The sequence below is a fragment of the Kosakonia oryzendophytica genome (assembly GCF_027886705.1).
GTDB lineage: Bacteria > Pseudomonadota > Gammaproteobacteria > Enterobacterales > Enterobacteriaceae > Kosakonia > Kosakonia oryzendophytica.
Window position 1 is genome coordinate 4333204 of sequence record NZ_CP115659.1, and the last position, 18772, is coordinate 4351975.

Here is an 18772-nt window from a genome sequence, read left to right on the forward strand (position 1 = left end):
GAATCAAACGCTTACCCGATAATGCCGTCAGACCTGTGGTTTCACTGCGGGCTCATCACCAGGATCGCCGGTATGCCGCCCTTCATCCGTCCCCTGCCAGCCATGTTGCTGAATCAGCGACAGATGCGCGCGATCTTCTGCAATAATTTCCGTCAGCATCGCGCTGGTGCGTTTGAATACCGCCGCCCGCGCCAGCGCATCGTTTTCGACCTGTGCCATCTCCTCCACCATCCGGGTGTTGAAACGGCGGAAGTGATCGGCACGCTCACGGGCTTCATACGAACCCAGGCCTAACCCTTCCAGTGCGATGCGCCCCACTTTCAGCGCCGCCTCAAAGGTTTCACGCTCCGGTTTATCAACACCGGCCTGGCGCAGCCGTATATAGTGATCAACATCGCGCGCACGGGCAATCACCTGCAGATCGGGGAAGTGCTCTTTCGCCAGTTCTGTCAGCAACAGGCTGGCCTGGGGATCGTCAATCGCATTGATCAAGACTTCCGCGCGCCCTGCGCCGGCAGACTCCAACAGATCCACCCGCGTGGCATCACCGTAAAAGACCTTCATGCCGAACTTGCGCAGTGTTTCGATATGATCCGGATCGTGATCGAGCACCACCATCTTCACGCCGCTGGAGAGCAACAGGCGCCCGGCAATCTGACCAAAACGCCCGAACCCGGCGATAATCACCCGCGCTTCTTCTTCATCAATTTCATCGGCTTCGCGCTCCTGCTGTGAGCCCGCTGTTTCCAGACGAGTTAACAGCACCAGCAGCAGCGGCGTCGCCGCCATTGAGAGCGCGACGGTAAGCGTTAACGCTTTTGCCCACTCGCTATCGAGCACCTGCGCCGTTTGTGCCGCGCCAAACACCACAAAGGCGAATTCGCTCCCCTGACCCAACAATGCCGCAAACCATAGTCGCTGCTTACCGGGCACCTTCAACGGGCGGGCAATCAGCCACAGCACCGCACTTTTAATGGCCAGGAAGCCCACCAGCAGCAACAAAATCCGCAAGGGGTGTGTTACCAGTGTGCCAAAGTCGATAGACATGCCAACGCCGATAAAGAACAACCCGAGCAGCAAACCTTTGAAGGGTTCAATATCGCTTTCCAGCGCATGCCGGTATTCGGAGCTGGCGAGCAATACGCCAGCCAGAAATGCCCCCATCGCCATCGACAAACCCGCCTCTTCCAGCAACAAACCAAAACCGAAGACCAGAAAGAGCGCCACGGCGCAGAACACTTCCCTCAGGCCAGAGCGCGCGACAAAGCGCAATGCCGGACGGGCAACATAGCGCCCCAGCAAAACAACCAGCACCAGCGCGCCAACCACTTTCAGCGCCGAAAGCGTGAATGCTCCCAGCGTGGTAGAAGCGCCGCTCGCCGCCAGAAGTGGGATCATCGCCACCAGCGGAATGGCGGCGATATCCTGGAAGAGCAACACCGAAAAAGCGCTGCGTCCCATTTGCGACACCGTCAGGTTACGCTCATTCATCGCCTGCATCGCAATAGCGGTTGAGGAGAGTGCCAGCGTCAGGCCAATCAACAATGCTACCGGCCAGGGGAGGCCTAACAGCGCGCAAAACAGGCCCAGCAGGAGCCCACAACTGGCCATTTGCAACGCGCCACCGCCAAACACCGAGGCTCTCAGCTTCCATAGCCGCTGCGGATCCAACTCAAGGCCGATCACAAACAGCATCAGCACAACGCCGATTTCGGCGAAATGCAGGATAGATTCAGCGTCGGTGACCAACCGTAATCCCCACGGACCAATCACGCTGCCGGCTATCAGATAGCCGAGCACAGACCCTAGCCCCAGCCTGACGGCAATAGGCACTATCAGTGCCGCCGAACCAAGGTAGATCAACGCCTGAATTAAGGAATGACTATCCATGTTGCGCCTCCTGCCACTCCAGCAAACGTTGTTTATAATGACGCGCCTGCGCCTGCAACGTTTCATCATCGCAGACAAAGGTGTAATGCACCGCGCAGGGCGGCAGCCAGTTCAACCCGCAATAAAGCGCTGTGGCCTGTAACGGCTGGCACAGCACGTCAAACCCCGGATGAGAACCAATATTGAAATGATTTTCCCCTCCGCCGGTGGTGACCGCCCACATCACACTCTTACCGTGTAACGCCGTACCTCCGTGACCATAAGCCCAGCCGTGCGACAACACTTTATCGATCCACAACTTGAGCAACGGCGTGACGCCATACCATTGCATTGGATGTTGCCAGATAATCAGATCAGCACGGGAAACAGCCTCCTGCTCGGCGGCTACGTCGATATTAAAATCGGGATAGAGCTCATAGAGGGAACGCACTTCGACATTTTCCAGCGTCCGTGCCAATTCAATCATCCGCTTATTCGCATGGGAGTGCTGCGGATAGGGATGTGCATAAATAATCAGAATCATCGATCAGCCTGTCTTCACTGCCTTATTTTTCTTTGAGTGTAGACAGTTAATCGTCAGGCTAAAAGCGGCAATCTGTGTGGGAATAAGGGGAGAGGCGTGCGATGGCAATCGCCACCGCACCACATTCGCGGATCAGTTATCCAGCTCGCTCATGTTTTTTACCTGATCGCGGTTAATCTGCTCGGTTTTACCGGTTTCTGCATTTTTATAGGAAACCAGCCCGGTGTCATCATCCACTTTCGGTTTTCCGTCGGTGACAATGGTCTTACCGTCGGTGGTACGTACAGCCTGATTCGAAGAACACCCGGCTACGGTAAACAGTGCAGCGGCAGTAAAGAGTGAAGTCATAAGAAGTTTCGTTCGCATGGTTATCTCCCTGCTTTTCAGTGTATTTCATTCATCTGTTAACCCATTTTAGGTTAACTCACTGAGTAACGGGGAAAATGCAGAACACTCTGAAGAGAATGGAAAGCGTGAGGTATCACAGACCTGATGAGTAAAACGCCATCAGGCCTGTGAATCAGGATAAGCAAATCCGGCCCAGGAAGCGGGCCAGAGGTCGATTACTTACCGATCAGTGCGTGCATTTCCTGCACCGAAATCACTTTCTCCGTTGCATCCGCGTTCAGTGCCATGGTCGTCGCGAAGCCACCGTTCAGTGTGGTGTCATAGTGTACTTTGTACTGCAGTGCGCTGCGGCGAATCAGTTTGGAGTCTTCAATCGCCTGGCGACCCGCAGTGGTGTTAATGATGTAAGTGTATTCGCCATTCTTGATACGATCCTGAATGTGCGGACGCCCTTCATGCACCTTGTTCACCAGACGCGGATTAATGCCCGCTTCGCCCAGTACAATCGCCGTCCCGTGAGTCGCATCCAGCTCGAAGCCCTGTTTCAGCAGTTTCGCCGCCAGATCCACCACACGCTCCTTGTCGCCTTCACGCACAGAGAGCAGCGCACGACCGTGTTTCTTCATCGTGGAGTTGCTGCCGAGCTGCGCTTTGGCAAACGCTTCCGCGAAGGTACGCCCCACGCCCATCACTTCACCGGTCGAGCGCATTTCTGGCCCTAACAGCGGATCGACGCCCGGGAATTTATTGAACGGTAGCACCACTTCTTTCACCGAGTAGTACGGCGGGATGATCTCTTTGGTGTGGCCCTGCTGCACCAGCGTTTTACCGGTCATCACGCGCGCAGCAACTTTCGCCAGCGGCAGGCCAGTCGCCTTGGAGACAAACGGTACGGTACGCGCGGCACGCGGGTTCACTTCAATCAGGTAGACTTCGTTATCTTTCACGGCAAACTGCACGTTCATCAGACCGCGCACCTGCAATTCGAACGCGAGTTTCTGCACCTGCTGGCGCATCACATCCTGAATTTCCTGACTCAGGGTATAAGCTGGCAGGGAACAGGCGGAGTCGCCGGAGTGTACGCCAGCCTGCTCGATGTGCTCCATGATGCCGCCAATCAGCACATTTTCACCATCGCACACCGCATCGACATCCACTTCCACCGCGTCGTCGAGGAATTTATCCAGCAGTACCGGCGCATCGTTGGAGACGCTGACAGCCGTCATAAAGTAGCGACGCAGATCCACTTCGTCATAGACGATTTCCATCGCGCGACCACCCAGCACATAAGAAGGACGCACGACCAGCGGGTAAGTAATCTCTTTTGCTTTCTCAACCGCCTGCTCCAGCGCCGTTACCGTGGCGTTAGCGGGCTGTTTCAGTTTCAGACGTTCAACCGCATGCTGGAAACGCTCGCGGTCTTCCGCACGGTCAATGGCATCCGGGCTGGTGCCAATTACCGGCACGCCAGCGGCTTCCAGCGCACGCGCCAGTTTCAGCGGCGTCTGACCGCCGTACTGCACAATCACGCCTTTCGGTTTCTCGATGCGCACGATTTCCAGCACGTCTTCGAAGGTAACCGGTTCAAAATAGAGGCGATCGGAAGTGTCATAGTCGGTCGACACGGTTTCCGGGTTACAGTTGACCATAATGGTCTCGTAACCATCTTCACGCAGCGCCAGCGAGGCGTGTACGCAGCAAAAGTCGAACTCAATACCCTGACCGATACGGTTTGGACCACCGCCTAGCACCATGATCTTGTCGCGATCCTGGTTCGGGTTGGCTTCGCACTCTTCTTCATAGGTGGAGTACATATACGCGGTATCGGTGGCGAATTCTGCAGCACAGGTATCCACGCGTTTATAAACCGGGTGTAAGTCATACTGATCGCGCAGCTTGCGGATTTCCACCTCGCGTACGCCAGCCAGTTTCGCCAGTCGCGCATCAGCAAAGCCTTTACGTTTCAACTGGCGCAGGAAGTCCGCATCCAGACCGTTGATGCCCACTTCCGCAACCTGCTCTTCCAGACGCACCAGCTCTTCAATTTGTACCAGGAACCAGCGGTCGATATTGGTCAGGTTAAACACGCCATCCACGGAGAGGCCTGCGCGGAATGCGTCCGCGATGTACCAAATGCGCTCTGCGCCGGCATCTTTCAGCTCGCGGCGGATTTTGGTCAGCGCTTCCGGATCGTCAAGGCTAACTTTCGGGTCAAAGCCGGTTGCGCCCACTTCCAGACCACGCAACGCTTTCTGCATCGATTCTTGCTGTGTACGACCAATCGCCATCACTTCGCCCACAGACTTCATCTGCGTGGTCAGACGGTCATTGGCACCAACAAACTTCTCGAAGTTGAAGCGCGGGATCTTGGTCACGACGTAGTCGATAGAAGGTTCGAACGATGCCGGGGTACGACCGCCAGTGATGTCGTTCATCAGCTCGTCCAGCGTGTAGCCCACTGCCAGTTTCGCCGCGACTTTAGCAATCGGGAAGCCGGTCGCTTTTGACGCCAGCGCTGAGGAGCGGGACACGCGCGGGTTCATCTCAATTACAATCAGACGGCCGTTTTTCGGGTTTACCGCGAACTGTACGTTGGAACCGCCTGTTTCTACGCCGATTTCACGCAGTACCGCCATCGAAGCGTTACGCATGATTTGGTACTCTTTATCGGTGAGCGTTTGCGCTGGCGCAACGGTGATGGAGTCACCGGTGTGGATCCCCATGGCATCGAAGTTTTCAATCGAGCAGACGATGATGCAGTTGTCGTTCTTATCACGCACCACTTCCATCTCGTACTCTTTCCAGCCAATCAGCGACTCGTCAATCAGCAGCTCATTGGTTGGGGAAAGATCCAGGCCGCGGGCGCAAATTTCTTCAAACTCTTCGCGGTTATAAGCGATGCCGCCGCCGGTGCCGCCCATGGTAAAGGAAGGACGGATAATGCACGGATAGCCGACATCTGCCGCCACCGCCAGCGCTTCATCCATTGTGTGCGCAATGCCGGAACGGGCAGTATCGAGACCGATTTTCTTCATCGCAATATCAAAGCGACGGCGATCTTCTGCTTTATCAATTGCATCGGCAGTCGCGCCAATCATGGTCACGCCAAACTCTTCCAGTACGCCCTGGCGCTCCAGCTCCAACGCGCAGTTCAGCGCAGTCTGGCCGCCCATGGTCGGCAGGACAGCGTCCGGACGCTCTTTTTCGATGATTTTGCGCACCACTTCCCAGTGGATAGGCTCAATATAGGTGGCATCCGCCATCTCCGGGTCCGTCATAATGGTCGCCGGGTTGGAGTTCACCAGGATCACGCGGTAGCCCTCTTCACGCAGGGCTTTACAGGCCTGCGCGCCAGAGTAGTCAAACTCACACGCCTGGCCGATAACAATCGGACCTGCGCCAAGGATCAGGATGCTTTTTATATCTGTACGTTTTGGCATGGCTCTTGTTCTCCTGATTATTTGGCGGTGTTGCGGTATTGCTCAATTAACTCGATAAAATGGTCGAACAGCGGCGCGGCATCGTGCGGCCCCGGGCTTGCTTCCGGATGCCCCTGGAAACTGAATGCCGGTTTGTCGGTGCGATGAATCCCCTGCAGCGTGCCATCGAACAGCGATTTATGCGTTACGCGCAGGTTAGCAGGCATAGAGGCTTCGTCGACGGCAAAACCGTGGTTCTGCGCGGTAATCATCACCGTGTTGTTATCGATATCTTTTACCGGGTGGTTACCGCCGTGGTGACCAAATTTCATTTTCACAGTTTTCGCACCGCTCGCCAGCGCCAGCAACTGATGGCCGAGACAGATGCCGAACACCGGAATCTCCGTCTCAAGGAACGTTTTAATCGCGTCGATAGCGTAGCCACACGGCGCCGGGTCACCAGGACCGTTAGACAGGAAAATCCCATCCGGATTGAGTTTCAGGACATCTGCGGCAGGCGTTTTCGCCGGAACCACCGTCAGGCGGCAGCCTCTGTCCACCAGCATGCGCAGGATGTTGCGTTTCGCACCGTAGTCATAAGCCACTACATGGAACGGCAATTCACTCTCTTTTTTTGCCTGCGGCAGGTCGCCCGCCAGTGTCCAGCTTCCTTGTGTCCAGCTGTAGGTTTCTGCGGTGGTCACTTCTTTCGCCAGATCCATACCGTTCAGGCCCGGGAAGGCTTTCGCTTTCTCCAGCGCCACAGCGGCATCAACATTGTCGCCTGCGATAATGCAGCCGTTTTGCGCACCTTTTTCGCGCAGCAAACGGGTCAGCTTACGGGTATCAATATCAGCAATGGCCACAATGTTATGGCGCTTCAGGTAAGAAGAGAGATCTTCGGTATTGCGGAAGTTGCTGGCAATCAGCGGCAGGTCACGAATGACAAGGCCTTGCGCATGTACCTGAGAGGATTCTTCGTCAGCGGAATTGGTGCCAACATTACCGATATGGGGATAAGTAAGAGTGACGATTTGGCGGGAATAGGAAGGATCAGTGAGGATTTCTTGATAACCGGTCATTGAAGTATTGAAAACGACTTCCCCAACCGCCGTGCCCGTTGCCCCTATGGCCCGACCGTGAAACTGGGTTCCGTCTTCCAGAACCAATAGCGCTGACTTAATCAAAACATCCTCCAGAGAATATTCACTCACTTTATTTGCATATTAATTCAAATGCAGATGATGAATCAATGCAAATTTGCTGGCCGTGGATTTTTGGCAAACGGCGGCATTCTGGAGAGATGTCGGTTAAAAGTCAACTTATCTCGCATATTTTTCTTATTCTTTTACGCCACTGCCTTTGTTTACTGGCTTTAACAGACAAAAAGATCAGATAAACCGTCCAGGAAAACGCTTGCGCCGCAAGAAAATTGCTTACGGGTTGTGCCATAACGTAAAAAGTAGACCAGATGGTCAAAATTTACAATTATGAAACAAAAAATACGGGGAAGATTGATAATTTTAGATGACTCTTGGCAAAATCACCTTGAAAGTGAAAAAATAAAAGGGCAATAAAATATTGCCCTTTGCAATCAAGTCACTATGACTGCAACAACCACATCACGATGGGTAATAAACTTACAAATTATTGAGATCAAGCACGTCTCGCATATCAAAAAGGCCCTTATTTTTTCCTTTCAGCCACAAAGCGGAGCGCACTGCGCCATTAGCGAACGTCATGCGGCTTGAAGCTTTATGCGTAATCTCGACACGTTCGCCAAGATCGGCGAACATTGCCGTATGTTCGCCGACGATATCGCCTGCACGCACGGTCGCAAAACCAATTGTGCCTGGAACACGTTCGCCGGTGTGACCTTCGCGGGAGTACACGGCGCACTCTTTTAAATCTTTATTCAGTGCCTGCGCAATCGCTTCGCCCATTGCCAGCGCGGTACCTGACGGGGCATCGACTTTGTAACGATGATGGGCTTCAACGATTTCGATATCGGTATAGTTGCCCATCACTTTTGCTGCTTTCTCCAGTAGCTTCAGCATGACGTTTACGCCTACGCTGAAGTTCGCGGCAAAAACAATCCCTATTTCCTGCGCAGCATCAGCGATTGCCTGCTTACCTGCATCATCAAACCCGGTGGTACCGATGACCATGCCTTTGCCATGCTGACGGCAGAAAGCGAGATGGTTCAGCGTTCCTTCCGGACGAGTGAAGTCGATAAACACATCAAAATCATCTTTTACCGCCTCAAGGCTACTCTGTATGGCTACGCCTGTTTTAGCCACACCGGCCAGTTCGCCCGCGTCGCTGCCTAACAGGGAAGATCCCTCGCGCTCCAGCGCGGCGCCAAGCTCCACGCCTTCCATTCCCAGTGCCGCCTGAATCAGCTGACGGCCCATACGCCCGCCAGCGCCCGCGATGGCTACGCGGATTGGTGCATCATGCATAGTTGTACTCTTTTGTTAAAAAAATGCGTGAGAATCGTTTCCAGATTAACCAGCCCGCGACGGGGCCACCAGCCGAAAACGCCGATAATTAGAATTTAATGATATACAGCCAGAAATATCAGTAAAAGGCATGATACGACGAAGCAGACTCAGACGTTATGGCTTATTGCACCGTGTAACTGACGATAAGCTGACCTTTTTTCATTTTAACGCTACCGATCACCACCGAACCCAGTTCAGCCAACGAAGCGACATGCGTACCGCCGCAATCATAGGCAGGGAGATCGCCAAAGCGCACTTTGCGACGCCCATCTTCAAAGGCAATATGACGGGGCAATGCCGCAGACCGCCAGCCTTCAATGAACTCATCCAGCCACTGAATCTCCGGTTCGCGGGCATTCTCCCCGGCAGCAAAGGTGATGCGCCCTTCCCCCGGCCAGTGGTGCGCTTTTACGGGCCGCCAGCCATACTGCTCTCCGGCATAACCAATCAGGTGCCCGGCGGAATGCAGACGCGCATGCAGTGCCCGACACAGGGCATCGACTTCTAACCTGACCGCATTTGCCGCCAATGGCTGGGCCAGAATATGCACAACGTCATCACCTTGTTGCAAAACAGTCTCAACCGGAATCCCGGCGATCCATCCCTTATCGGCGGGCTGTCCCCCGCCCTGCGGATGAAAAATTGTTTTATCGAGCACAATTGCATAGTGCTCTTCGCTTTGTTGATCGCAGCGTCGCACCTGTGCAGTACATTCCAGCACATCGCTGGTGTAATAAAGGCGTTCAGTCATGGGGTGTCCTCCTCTCAAGAGGCAGAGTATATTCAATTCACTGGCAGCGATAATTACATCGCCATTCAATGCACTTTTGCCTGAGACGCACAAATGAATCTGAATCTGAGCCTGCTTCCGGATCTTGCGACGTTTGTCTGCATCGTTGATCAGGGCAGTTTTTCCGCGGCCGCTCGCTTGTCTGGCGCGACACCCTCGGCAATCAGCCGTAGCGTTACGCGACTGGAACGTGAGTTAGGCAATAAGTTGTTGCACCGTACCACCCGCAAACTGGCGCTCAGCGCCACTGGAAAAATGGTATATGACCATGCAGTGGAGATGCTGGATGCCGCACGCCAGGCCATGGATTCTGGTAGCAGTATGCAGAGCATCGCGCAGGGTAAGTTGACCGTCAGCGTTCCCAAAGCCATTGGTCGTTTTGTTATTCACCCGCTGATACCTGAGTTTCTTCAGCGCTACCCGCAAGTGGATATCTGTTTGCGGCTTGAAGACCGCTATATGGATTTGATCGACGATGGCGTTGATTTGGCGCTGCGCATAACCCATTCTCCCTCCCCCGGACTCTATGGCAGAACGCTGATGCCAGTGACGCACGTTATCTGCGCGACACCGGAATACTTGCGCCAGCATGGTACGCCAACTCACCCGCAGGCATTGCGCGACCACAGCTGTATAAGCCTTGGCGAGACGCCAACGGATTCGCGCTGGAAATTCTGTCGCGGCGACAACGTGGAAACCATTCAGACACGGGGACGTTATGCCGCGAATCACACTGGCGTGCGACTGGATGCTGTTAAGCAACATCTTGGTATTGGCAGCCTGCCACTGTTTACCGCCCGCGAATCACTCAACAGCGGCGAGATTGTGCAACTCCTGCCGGAATGGGAATTCATCAGCAGCTATACCGGAGAACTGTGGCTACTGTGGGCGCGTAACAAACATATGCCCGCCCGCATGCGGGCAATGATCGATTACCTGACTGAAAAAATGGCCTCTTAGGGTGCCAGTGCCAGCACTTCCGCCACCCAGTGGCGAAAACCGTTTATGTCGATGTCCAGCGCTACCCGCGCGTTTGGCGGTTGATTAAGCTTGCCGTCAAGATCCACCACGGTGGTCCCGGCGGTATAACGTCCCTGGGTTTCTACCGCCACAAAACAGGATTTCAGCGTAAACAACTCAGGGCGAACCAGACAGGCAATCGCACAGAGATCGTGCATCCGCAATCCCGTTGTCATGCTGCCGCTGCGGTAGTGGCTAAACAGCGCGTGTAACATGTGGCCCGAGCGGTTTAGCGTGGGCAGCGTCGCCAGAAACTCGGGGGTTAATGTCGCCCGGTTGGTGACGTCCAGCCCACACATCACAATTTCCAGACCGCTGTTAAACACGCGGGCGGCGGCTTCCGGATCGACAGCAATATTAAACTCAGCGTTCGGAGTAAAATTGCCACGCCCGGCGGAACCGCCCATCATCACCAGTCGGCGGATGTTGAACTGGCACTCCGGGTAGTGCGACAACAATAGCGCAATGTTGGTGAGCGGACCGATGGTGACCAGCGTTATCGGCTCCGGCGATGCCAGTAGCACGTCGCGGATCGCCTGAAATGCCGGTTTCGCCAGCGGCTGGCGCGGGTGCTCAACAAAGTCGTATCCCTCCATTCCGGACTCGCCGTGGACATCGGCTGCACAGTAAAGAGGTCGCAGCAAAGGTGTTGCCGCCCCCTGCGCCAGCGGAATGTCGGCCTGCCAGAAATTCAGTAGTTGCAACGCGTTACGGGTGGTTTTTTCCAGCGAAACGTTGCCGGCAACGGTGGTGATTAACCTGAGATCGCACTGCGGCGCAAACAAGGCCGCAGCAAGGGCAACAGCATCATCAATGCCGGGGTCGGTGTCGAGAATGATCGGCTGGCGCATAACACCTCCACAAGATTATTAAAAAAAATGCCAGACTGAGTCTGGCATCTTCGCATAAGGCACGGGTAAAAACGTTATTCGACTTCGCGAACATCCACGCGCAGCTCTTTTGGCACTTCGAAAACAATATTCTCTTCACGCCCTTCCAGCGGAATGGCCTCGCCGCCACCCAGCGCCTGTAAACGCGCAATCACTTGCTGCACCAGAATATCCGGTGCGGATGCGCCTGCCGTCACGCCAACGCAGGCAATGTTTTGCACCCAGACTTCCTGAATATCAGACGCGTCATCAATCAGATATGCCCGTTTCCCCATACGCTGCGCCAGCTCAGCAAGGCGGTTGGAGTTGGAGGAGTTTTTCGAGCCGACGACCAGCACCACTTCGGCCTGCTCAGCCAGCGCACGCACGGCTTCCTGACGGTTGGTGGTGGCATAGCAGATATCGTCTTTACGCGGGCCAACAATCTGCGGGAAACGCTCACGCAGCGCATCAATCACAGCAGACGTGTCATCGACTGAAAGTGTGGTCTGCGTCATAAATGACAGCTTGCCCGCGTCTTTGATATTCAGCGTTCCGACATCTTCCGGCGATTCCACCAGATACATGCCCCCTTCCGGGTTGCTGTACTGGCCCATAGTTCCTTCCACTTCCGGATGACCAGCATGACCAATCAGAATCGCCTCTTCGCCGCGTCGACTGGCACGAGCAACTTCCATATGGACTTTGGTGACCAGCGGACAGGTCGCATCGAAGACAGTCAGATCGCGACTTTTTGCTTCATTACGCACCGCCTGGGAAACTCCGTGGGCGGAGAAAATGAGGATCGCGCCATCCGGCACTTCGCTGATCTGCTCAATAAAAATAGCGCCACGCTCGCGCAGGCTATCAACGACGTAGCGGTTATGCACCACTTCATGGCGCACATAAATCGGCGCACCGTAGATGGCCAGCGCGTTTTCAACAATGCTGATAGCGCGGTCAACCCCGGCGCAAAAACCGCGCGGGTTAGCCAACAGGATCTGCATTTATGCCTCCAGCGCTGGATCGACTTCCAGCACATCGATATCAAAATGGACGGTTCTGCCCGCCAGCGGGTGGTTAAAATCAACGGTAATAGAGTCGCCGTTGACTTCACGGATCACGCCGGGCATTTCACTGCCGTCCATTGCCGTAAAAAGCATAATCGCACCAACTTCAGGTTCTCCGGCGTCCATAAACTCACGACGGGAGAAATACTGGATCAGGTCCGGGCTCGGCGTACCAAATGCGGCGTCCGGCTCGAGAGAGAACGCTTTTTTCTCACCGGCCTTCAAACCCAGCAGATGTTGTTCCAGCCCTTCGGAAAGTGAACCGTCACCAAGGCGAAACAACGCCGGTTTGCCGTTATTGCGGGTTGACTCAGCAAGAGAGCCATCTTCAAGTTTCAGCGTAAAGTGCACCAGCACTGCGCTATCGCTTTGTACGGATTTAGACATGCAGGTTGCTCTTATGTTTTGAGCAGTGATACTGCCCGGTTGCATTTTCATTGCCGGATGACACAACGCTATCCGGCCCACAACCGGGCCTGCACTGCTTTGACGGATTACGCCTGTTTTTTCGTTGCCGCGGAGGGTAAGAAACCTTCCAGCACAATCAACGCCGCACCGATACAGATCGCGGTATCAGCAAGGTTAAACGTAGCAAAATGCCAGTCGCCCATATAGAAATCGATCATATCGACGACAAAACCATGCCACAAACGGTCGAACAGGTTACCCAACGCACCACCGATAATCAGCGCATAAGCGATGTTATTCAGTTTCTGCGAGGCTTTCGCCCGGTACATCAGCACCGCCAACACCACGCAGATGCCTATAGCGATACCCGCGAAAAACCAGCGCTGCCAGCCACCACTGTCAGCCAGAAAACTGAATGCGGCACCATAGTTACGCGCATAATGCAGATTAAGAGACGGGAACAGAGAAACCGTATCCCCCAGAGCAAAGTTCTGGAGGATCAGGTATTTACTGCCCAGATCGATAATCAGCACAACCACGACCAGCCATAGCCAGCGCAGCCCTGTTGAAAGGATCGGTTTACTCATCAGGCAAACTTACGTTTTTCGCCGTCACCGGCGACGTTGCTTACACAGCGTCCGCAGATATCTGCGTGTTCCGCCACCTGACCGACATCGGTAGTGTAATGCCAGCAACGCGGGCATTTCTCACCTTCGGCCTTGCTTAATTCGACCTTCAGCCCTTTGAGCACATCGCTCTGCCAGGCGTCCGCAGAAGCCGTGGCATAATCCGCAACTTTCGCACCCGAGGTCAACAGGACAAATCGCAATTCATCCCCCAGCGCTGTCAGCTTCGCCGCCAGCTCAGGTTCGGCAAACAGCGTTACCGCCGCTTCCAGAGAACCACCGACTTTCTTGTCAGCTCGCGCCTGTTCAATCACCTTGTTCACTTCGCCGCGGACTTTCAGCAACTCGTCCCAGAAGGCATCGTTCATGGCTTCGGTTTCAGCAAGACCAAACAGGCCTTCGTACCACTCACCAGTGAAAACATACTTCTCACGATCGCCCGGCAGGTATCCCCAGATTTCATCAGCGGTGAAGGACAGGATCGGTGCCATCCAGCGCACCAGCGCCTCGCTGATATGATATAGCGCGGTCTGGCAGCTACGACGCGCAACGCTGTCTGCTTTTGCGGTGTACTGACGGTCTTTGATGATGTCGAGGTAGAACGAGCCCATCTCGATGGAGCAGAAGCGCATCAGACGCTGTACCACTTCATGGAAGTCGTAGGACTCGTATGCTTTCAGGATATCTTCCTGCGCTGCTTGCGCGCAGCCAACCGCCCAGCGATCCAGCACCACCATCTCTTCCGGCTGCACCATATCTTTTACCGGGTCGAAACCGTTCAGGTTCGCCAGCAGGAAGCGCGCGGTGTTACGGATACGACGATAGCTGTCGGCGGCACGTTTGAGGATTTCGTCCGACACCGCCATTTCGCCGGTATAGTCGGTCGACGCCACCCACAGACGTAAAATGTCTGCACCCAGCTTATTCATCACATCCTGCGGCGACACGGTGTTGCCGATGGATTTGGACATTTTGCGTCCCTGGCCATCAACGGTGAAACCGTGTGTCAGCACCTGGCGGTATGGCGCTTTGCCTTTCATTGCCGTAGAAATCATCAGGGAAGACATAAACCAGCCACGATGCTGATCCGAACCTTCCAGATACATATCCGCCGCATGACCGGCAAATTCCGGGCGCACATCCACAACGGAAGCATGGGTTGAACCGGAGTCAAACCAGACGTCCAGCGTGTCCGGCACTTTCACATAATTGTCAGCATCGTCACCCAGGATGTCACGAGGATCGAGATCCCACCATGCCTGGATCCCCTCCGCTTCAACGCGTTTAGCAACGGCTTCAATCAGCTCTTCAGTACGCGGATGCAGCTCTTCCGTGTCTTTGTGAACAAACAGCGACATCGGCACGCCCCAGGTACGCTGACGCGAAATACACCAGTCAGGGCGGTTAGCAACCATGGATTCGATACGCGCCTGGCCCCAGTCCGGGATCCACTGTACACCTTTGATCTCTTTGAGAGACTGCGCGCGCAGGCCTTTTTGATCCATGCTGACAAACCACTGCGGCGTCGCACGGAAGATGATCGGCGACTTGTGACGCCAGCAGCACGGATAGCTGTGCTGCAGTTTTTCGACATGCAACAGTGCGCCGCTGTCACGCAGCATATTGACGATGATGTCGTTGGCTTTGAAGACGTTGATGCCATCCAGCGCAGGATAGGTCCCGGCCAGATACGCGCCGTCCGGGCCGACCGGATTAGCAATTTCCAGACCGTATTTCAGGCTGATGGTGTAGTCGTCCGGGCCATGACCGCCGGCGGTATGCACCGCACCGGTACCGGCATCCAGCGTAACGTGATCGCCCAGGATCGCTGGCACATCAAAGTCGAGGAACGGATGTTTAAAGCGCATCAGTTCCAGTTCAGAACCTTTCACGGTGCCCAAAACAGCGTAGTCTGCAGCGCCGATGCGTTTTGCTACGCTTTCAACCAGATCTTTCGCCAGGATCAGCGCCTGACCATCAACCTGCACCAACGCATAGTCGAATTCTGGTGAGAGGGAGATCGCGCGGTTGGCTGGTAGTGTCCACGGGGTGGTGGTCCAGATAACCAGCGAAATCGGGCCATTAACCGACGATACGCCGAATTTGGCTTTTACCGCAGCCTGATCAACCGCGTGGAATGCAACATCAATGGACGGAGAGGTTTTGTCGTAATATTCCACTTCCGCTTCCGCCAGCGCAGAGCGGCAGTCAACGCACCAGTGCACCGGTTTCGCGCCTTTATGTAGGTGGCCGTTACCAATGATTTTCCCCAGCGCACGAATGATATTAGCTTCGGTTTTGAAGTCCATCGTCAGATACGGGTGCGACCAGTCGCCGAGCACGCCAAGGCGGATAAAATCAGCGCGCTGACCGTCAACCTGCGTGGCTGCGTATTCGCGACATTTGGCGCGGAACTCGGCGGCGGTGAACTTCTCGCCCGGTTTCCCGAACTCCTGCTCCACTTTCAGCTCGATCGGCAAGCCATGGCAGTCCCAGCCCGGAACGTAAGGCGAGTCATATCCTGCGAGTCCTTTGGACTTCACAATAATGTCTTTCAGAATCTTGTTAACCGAGTGACCAATATGAATGCTGCCATTCGCATAAGGAGGGCCATCATGCAGAATGAAGGTTTTTTTGCCTTTTTTCGCTGCACGGATGATGCCGTACAGGTCATCATCAGTCCAACGCGCCAGCATCCCCGGCTCGCGTTTGGCGAGATCGCCACGCATCGGGAACCCTGTTTCCGGCAAATTCAGGGTAGATTTATAGTCACTCATCAGATTCTCGGTTCCGTATTTCGGTTTGATTAATACCACCAGGCCTTAAGAAGCCGGTTTAGATAGCCCAAAAAACTCGCGGGCCGCTACCTCATCTCGGGCGATTTGCGCTTTCAGTTCATCGAGGGAGGCAAATCGCTGCTCATTGCGTAATTTTTTACGCAGTACTACATCTATATGGCGCCCGTAGAGGTCCATTACAACATCCAGCAAATGCACTTCCAGTTGCTGACGTACACCAGAGACTGTCGGGCGAGTGCCGATATTGGCAACGCCGGGAAGGACAGTATCGCCCAGTCCAGCCACTTCTACCGCATACACCCCTTTAACCGGGGAGACCTGACGACGCAGCGGTAAATTCGCCGTCGGGAAACCTATCGTCCGCCCCAACTCATCGCCGTGCACCACGCGCCCGGAGATGCTGAAAGGATGGCCCAGTAACGTTTCAGCTTGTTCGAGGTTATCGTCAGCCAACGCCTGCCGCACCGCCGTGCTGCTTACGCGAGTACCGCCTTCACAAAAGGTTTGTGTGCTGATAACGTCAAAGCCGTACTTCTCGCCCGCTTTCTGTAATAACAAGAAATCCCCCTGGCGACCAGCGCCAAAGCGGAAATCATCACCGACGGCGAGAAATTTCACGCCAAGACGATCGACAAGCAGATCGCTGACAAACGTTTGTGCGGTCAGCGCTGCAAAACGGCGATCGAAACGCACGCACAGCACGTAATCCACGCCGCATTCAGCCAGCCAACGCAGCTTTTCCCGCAAACGCGTCAGGCGTGCAGGCGCTTTTTCGCCAGCAAACAGTTCCAGCGGTTGTGGTTCAAAAATCATCACCACCACGGGTAGCCCACGAGCACGGCCTTCTTCGCCAAGCCCTTGTAATAACGCCTGATGGCCACGGTGGACGCCATCGAAATTACCAATAGTCAGCACACACCCGTGCGGTGCCTGGCTGAGATTATGTATGCCGCGTATCAGCTTCATGTCTGGCTCAAAACAGTGAAAATCGTCGGATTATACCTTGTACAGCGTGCGACGTTAACCGACGATTGCCTTAACAAAGCAGAAAGGAGAAGGATTTCATCAGGCTGTGTCCTGTAGGTATGAAAATCTGGCCTTGATAGCGATTTTTCTGGTGGAAAAGCTGTATTCGCGACACGCAAGCTGTTAGAATCCTGCGCCATCACTACGTAACGTAGCGTCGTGCATTAACGGCGCTTATTTGCACAAATCCATTGACAAAAGAAGGCTAAAAGGGCATATTCCCCGGCCTTTGAATTGTCCATATAGATCATATTTGGGAGTTGGACCTTGGCTAATATCAAATCAGCTAAGAAGCGCGCCGTTCAGTCTGAAAAGGCTCGCAAGCACAACGCTAGCCGTCGCTCAATGATGCGTACTTTCATCAAGAAAGTGTACGCTGCAATTGAAGCTGGCGACAAAGCCGCTGCGCAGAATGCATTTAACGAAATGCAACCGATCGTGGATCGTCAGGCCGCTAAGGGTCTGATCCACAAAAACAAAGCAGCGCGTCATAAGGCTAACCTGGCCGCGCAGATCAGCAAACTGGCTTAATTGCCCGCTTGTTGGCTTTGTGAAAAACCCGCCTCCTGGCGGGTTTTTTATTTCCGTAACGGTGAGAAGAGCCCTGAGTAATCTCGATTACAAATGCGCTGCACCGCCGGATGCTGGATCATCCGTTCCGCGAAAATGGCGTGATACTCCTCCATCACATTATCCACCCGCCCTATCTCTACCATGCGCTCGTCCGCATAAAAGTCGTGAATATACAGCGATGGTGCGACAAAAATTGCGTTATGCGCTGCACCGAACGCCTTCATTAACGCGGCATCGTCAAACTCCCCGAGGATTTCCACCTGTAACCCCTGGACGTTAAACCAGTTCAACAACTTGCGTCCGAGCATTGAGCGTCGGCCAGGTATCAATAAACGACGTTCTTCCAGGCAAAACGGGAATGGTTTTTGCGGCGGCGGATTACAACACCAAAAACTGACGCTGCATTCACCAATCTTCACGGAAAAGAGCCCCTCTTGTTGCGTGGAATCGATTGGGCAATCAGAGATGATCATATCCAGTTTATGCTGGCTTAATTGCTCAAGCAGCAGCTCGTGGGTAGACTCAAAACAGCGCAGATGAATTTGTTCCCCGTCCTGTACGGCAGCGTCCAGCACCCCACTCACCAGCCGTTTAGAGAGCGCATCGGCGACCCCCACATCAAAGAGCAAATTGGACTCTTTACGGTAATTAATGGTATCCAGCATTTCCTGACTCAGGGTGAACATTTTATCCGCATAGCGAAACACCAATTCACCCAGTTCTGTCGGCTCCAGCCCACGCCCCTTACGTTTAAAGAGTTTGCCTTGCAACCGCTCTTCCAGCGCTTTGATCTGCCCGGTGATAGTTTGCGGCGTCAGCCAGAGTGCCTCCGCCGCGCCAACGACGGAGCCTTCACGATAAACATGCCAGAAATAATACAAATGATTGTAATTAATATAAGACATCGA

Annotated in this window: 16 protein-coding genes; 2 read left to right on the plus strand and 14 right to left on the minus strand. The window is 54.3% G+C overall.

Annotated features, from left to right (window positions below; genetic code table 11):
• Positions 1 to 27 precede the first annotated feature (27 nt).
• From kefC to O9K67_RS20900, 7 genes are all read right to left on the minus strand, one after another.
• The gene (kefC, locus tag O9K67_RS20870) at positions 28 to 1890 is read right to left on the minus strand and encodes a glutathione-regulated potassium-efflux system protein KefC (RefSeq protein WP_061497779.1); all 1863 of its coding nucleotides are present in this window, start codon (positions 1888 to 1890) and stop codon (positions 28 to 30) included.
• The gene (kefF, locus tag O9K67_RS20875) at positions 1883 to 2413 is read right to left on the minus strand and encodes a glutathione-regulated potassium-efflux system oxidoreductase KefF (RefSeq protein ID WP_061497782.1); all 531 of its coding nucleotides are present in this window, start codon (positions 2411 to 2413) and stop codon (positions 1883 to 1885) included. The genes kefC and kefF overlap by 8 nt, the downstream gene beginning before the upstream one ends.
• Positions 2414 to 2545: 132 nt before the next feature.
• Complete coding sequence (locus O9K67_RS20880) at positions 2546 to 2779, minus strand: YgdI/YgdR family lipoprotein (protein WP_061497784.1); 234 nt, start codon at positions 2777 to 2779, stop codon at positions 2546 to 2548.
• 197 nt (positions 2780 to 2976) lie between these two features.
• Complete coding sequence (gene carB / locus O9K67_RS20885) at positions 2977 to 6201, minus strand: carbamoyl-phosphate synthase large subunit (RefSeq protein WP_061497787.1); 3225 nt, start codon at positions 6199 to 6201, stop codon at positions 2977 to 2979.
• A gap of 17 nt (positions 6202 to 6218) precedes the next feature.
• Positions 6219 to 7367, minus strand: a complete 1149-nt coding sequence (carA, locus tag O9K67_RS20890; protein ID WP_061497789.1) for a glutamine-hydrolyzing carbamoyl-phosphate synthase small subunit — start codon at positions 7365 to 7367, stop codon at positions 6219 to 6221.
• Between the two features lie 453 nt (positions 7368 to 7820).
• The gene (gene dapB, locus O9K67_RS20895) at positions 7821 to 8642 is read right to left on the minus strand and encodes a 4-hydroxy-tetrahydrodipicolinate reductase (RefSeq protein ID WP_061497792.1); all 822 of its coding nucleotides are present in this window, start codon (positions 8640 to 8642) and stop codon (positions 7821 to 7823) included.
• Between the two features lie 163 nt (positions 8643 to 8805).
• A complete protein-coding gene (locus O9K67_RS20900; protein WP_061497793.1) occupies positions 8806 to 9435 on the minus strand; it encodes an alanyl-tRNA editing protein in 630 nt (209 codons plus the stop codon).
• Between the two features lie 99 nt (positions 9436 to 9534).
• Between O9K67_RS20900 and O9K67_RS20905 the strand changes: the two genes are divergently transcribed.
• Positions 9535 to 10434, plus strand: coding sequence for a LysR family transcriptional regulator (locus tag O9K67_RS20905; RefSeq protein WP_061500189.1), 900 nt, complete (start codon positions 9535 to 9537; stop codon positions 10432 to 10434).
• Here the strand turns inward: O9K67_RS20905 and rihC are convergent.
• The 6 genes from rihC to ribF form a co-directional block, all read right to left on the minus strand.
• Positions 10431 to 11345 (minus strand): ribonucleoside hydrolase RihC, encoded by a 915-nt coding sequence (gene rihC, locus O9K67_RS20910; RefSeq protein WP_061497796.1) that lies wholly within the window; start codon positions 11343 to 11345, stop codon positions 10431 to 10433. The genes O9K67_RS20905 and rihC overlap by 4 nt on opposite strands.
• A gap of 74 nt (positions 11346 to 11419) precedes the next feature.
• On the minus strand, positions 11420 to 12370 hold the full coding sequence (ispH, locus tag O9K67_RS20915) for a 4-hydroxy-3-methylbut-2-enyl diphosphate reductase (RefSeq protein WP_061497798.1): 951 nt from the start codon (positions 12368 to 12370) through the stop codon (positions 11420 to 11422).
• Positions 12371 to 12820 carry an FKBP-type peptidyl-prolyl cis-trans isomerase gene (gene fkpB / locus O9K67_RS20920; protein WP_061497800.1) on the minus strand — a complete coding sequence of 150 codons (450 nt, stop codon included), beginning with the start codon at positions 12818 to 12820 and terminating at the stop codon, positions 12371 to 12373.
• 107 nt (positions 12821 to 12927) lie between these two features.
• Positions 12928 to 13428, minus strand: coding sequence for a signal peptidase II (gene lspA, locus O9K67_RS20925; RefSeq protein ID WP_061497802.1), 501 nt, complete (start codon positions 13426 to 13428; stop codon positions 12928 to 12930).
• On the minus strand, positions 13428 to 16244 hold the full coding sequence (gene ileS, locus O9K67_RS20930) for an isoleucine--tRNA ligase (RefSeq protein ID WP_061497804.1): 2817 nt from the start codon (positions 16242 to 16244) through the stop codon (positions 13428 to 13430). Before ileS ends, lspA begins: the two co-directional genes overlap by 1 nt.
• 45 nt (positions 16245 to 16289) lie before the next feature.
• A complete protein-coding gene (gene ribF, locus O9K67_RS20935) occupies positions 16290 to 17231 on the minus strand; it encodes a bifunctional riboflavin kinase/FAD synthetase (protein WP_061497806.1) in 942 nt (313 codons plus the stop codon).
• 327 nt (positions 17232 to 17558) lie between these two features.
• On the opposite strand from ribF, the gene rpsT reads away from it, so the two are divergent.
• Positions 17559 to 17822 carry a 30S ribosomal protein S20 gene (rpsT, locus tag O9K67_RS20940; RefSeq protein WP_061497808.1) on the plus strand — a complete coding sequence of 88 codons (264 nt, stop codon included), beginning with the start codon at positions 17559 to 17561 and terminating at the stop codon, positions 17820 to 17822.
• A 47-nt stretch (positions 17823 to 17869) separates the two neighbouring features.
• On the opposite strand, the gene nhaR is transcribed toward rpsT, so the two are convergent.
• On the minus strand, positions 17870 to 18769 hold the full coding sequence (gene nhaR / locus O9K67_RS20945) for a transcriptional activator NhaR (protein ID WP_061497810.1): 900 nt from the start codon (positions 18767 to 18769) through the stop codon (positions 17870 to 17872).
• Positions 18770 to 18772 lie beyond the last annotated feature (3 nt).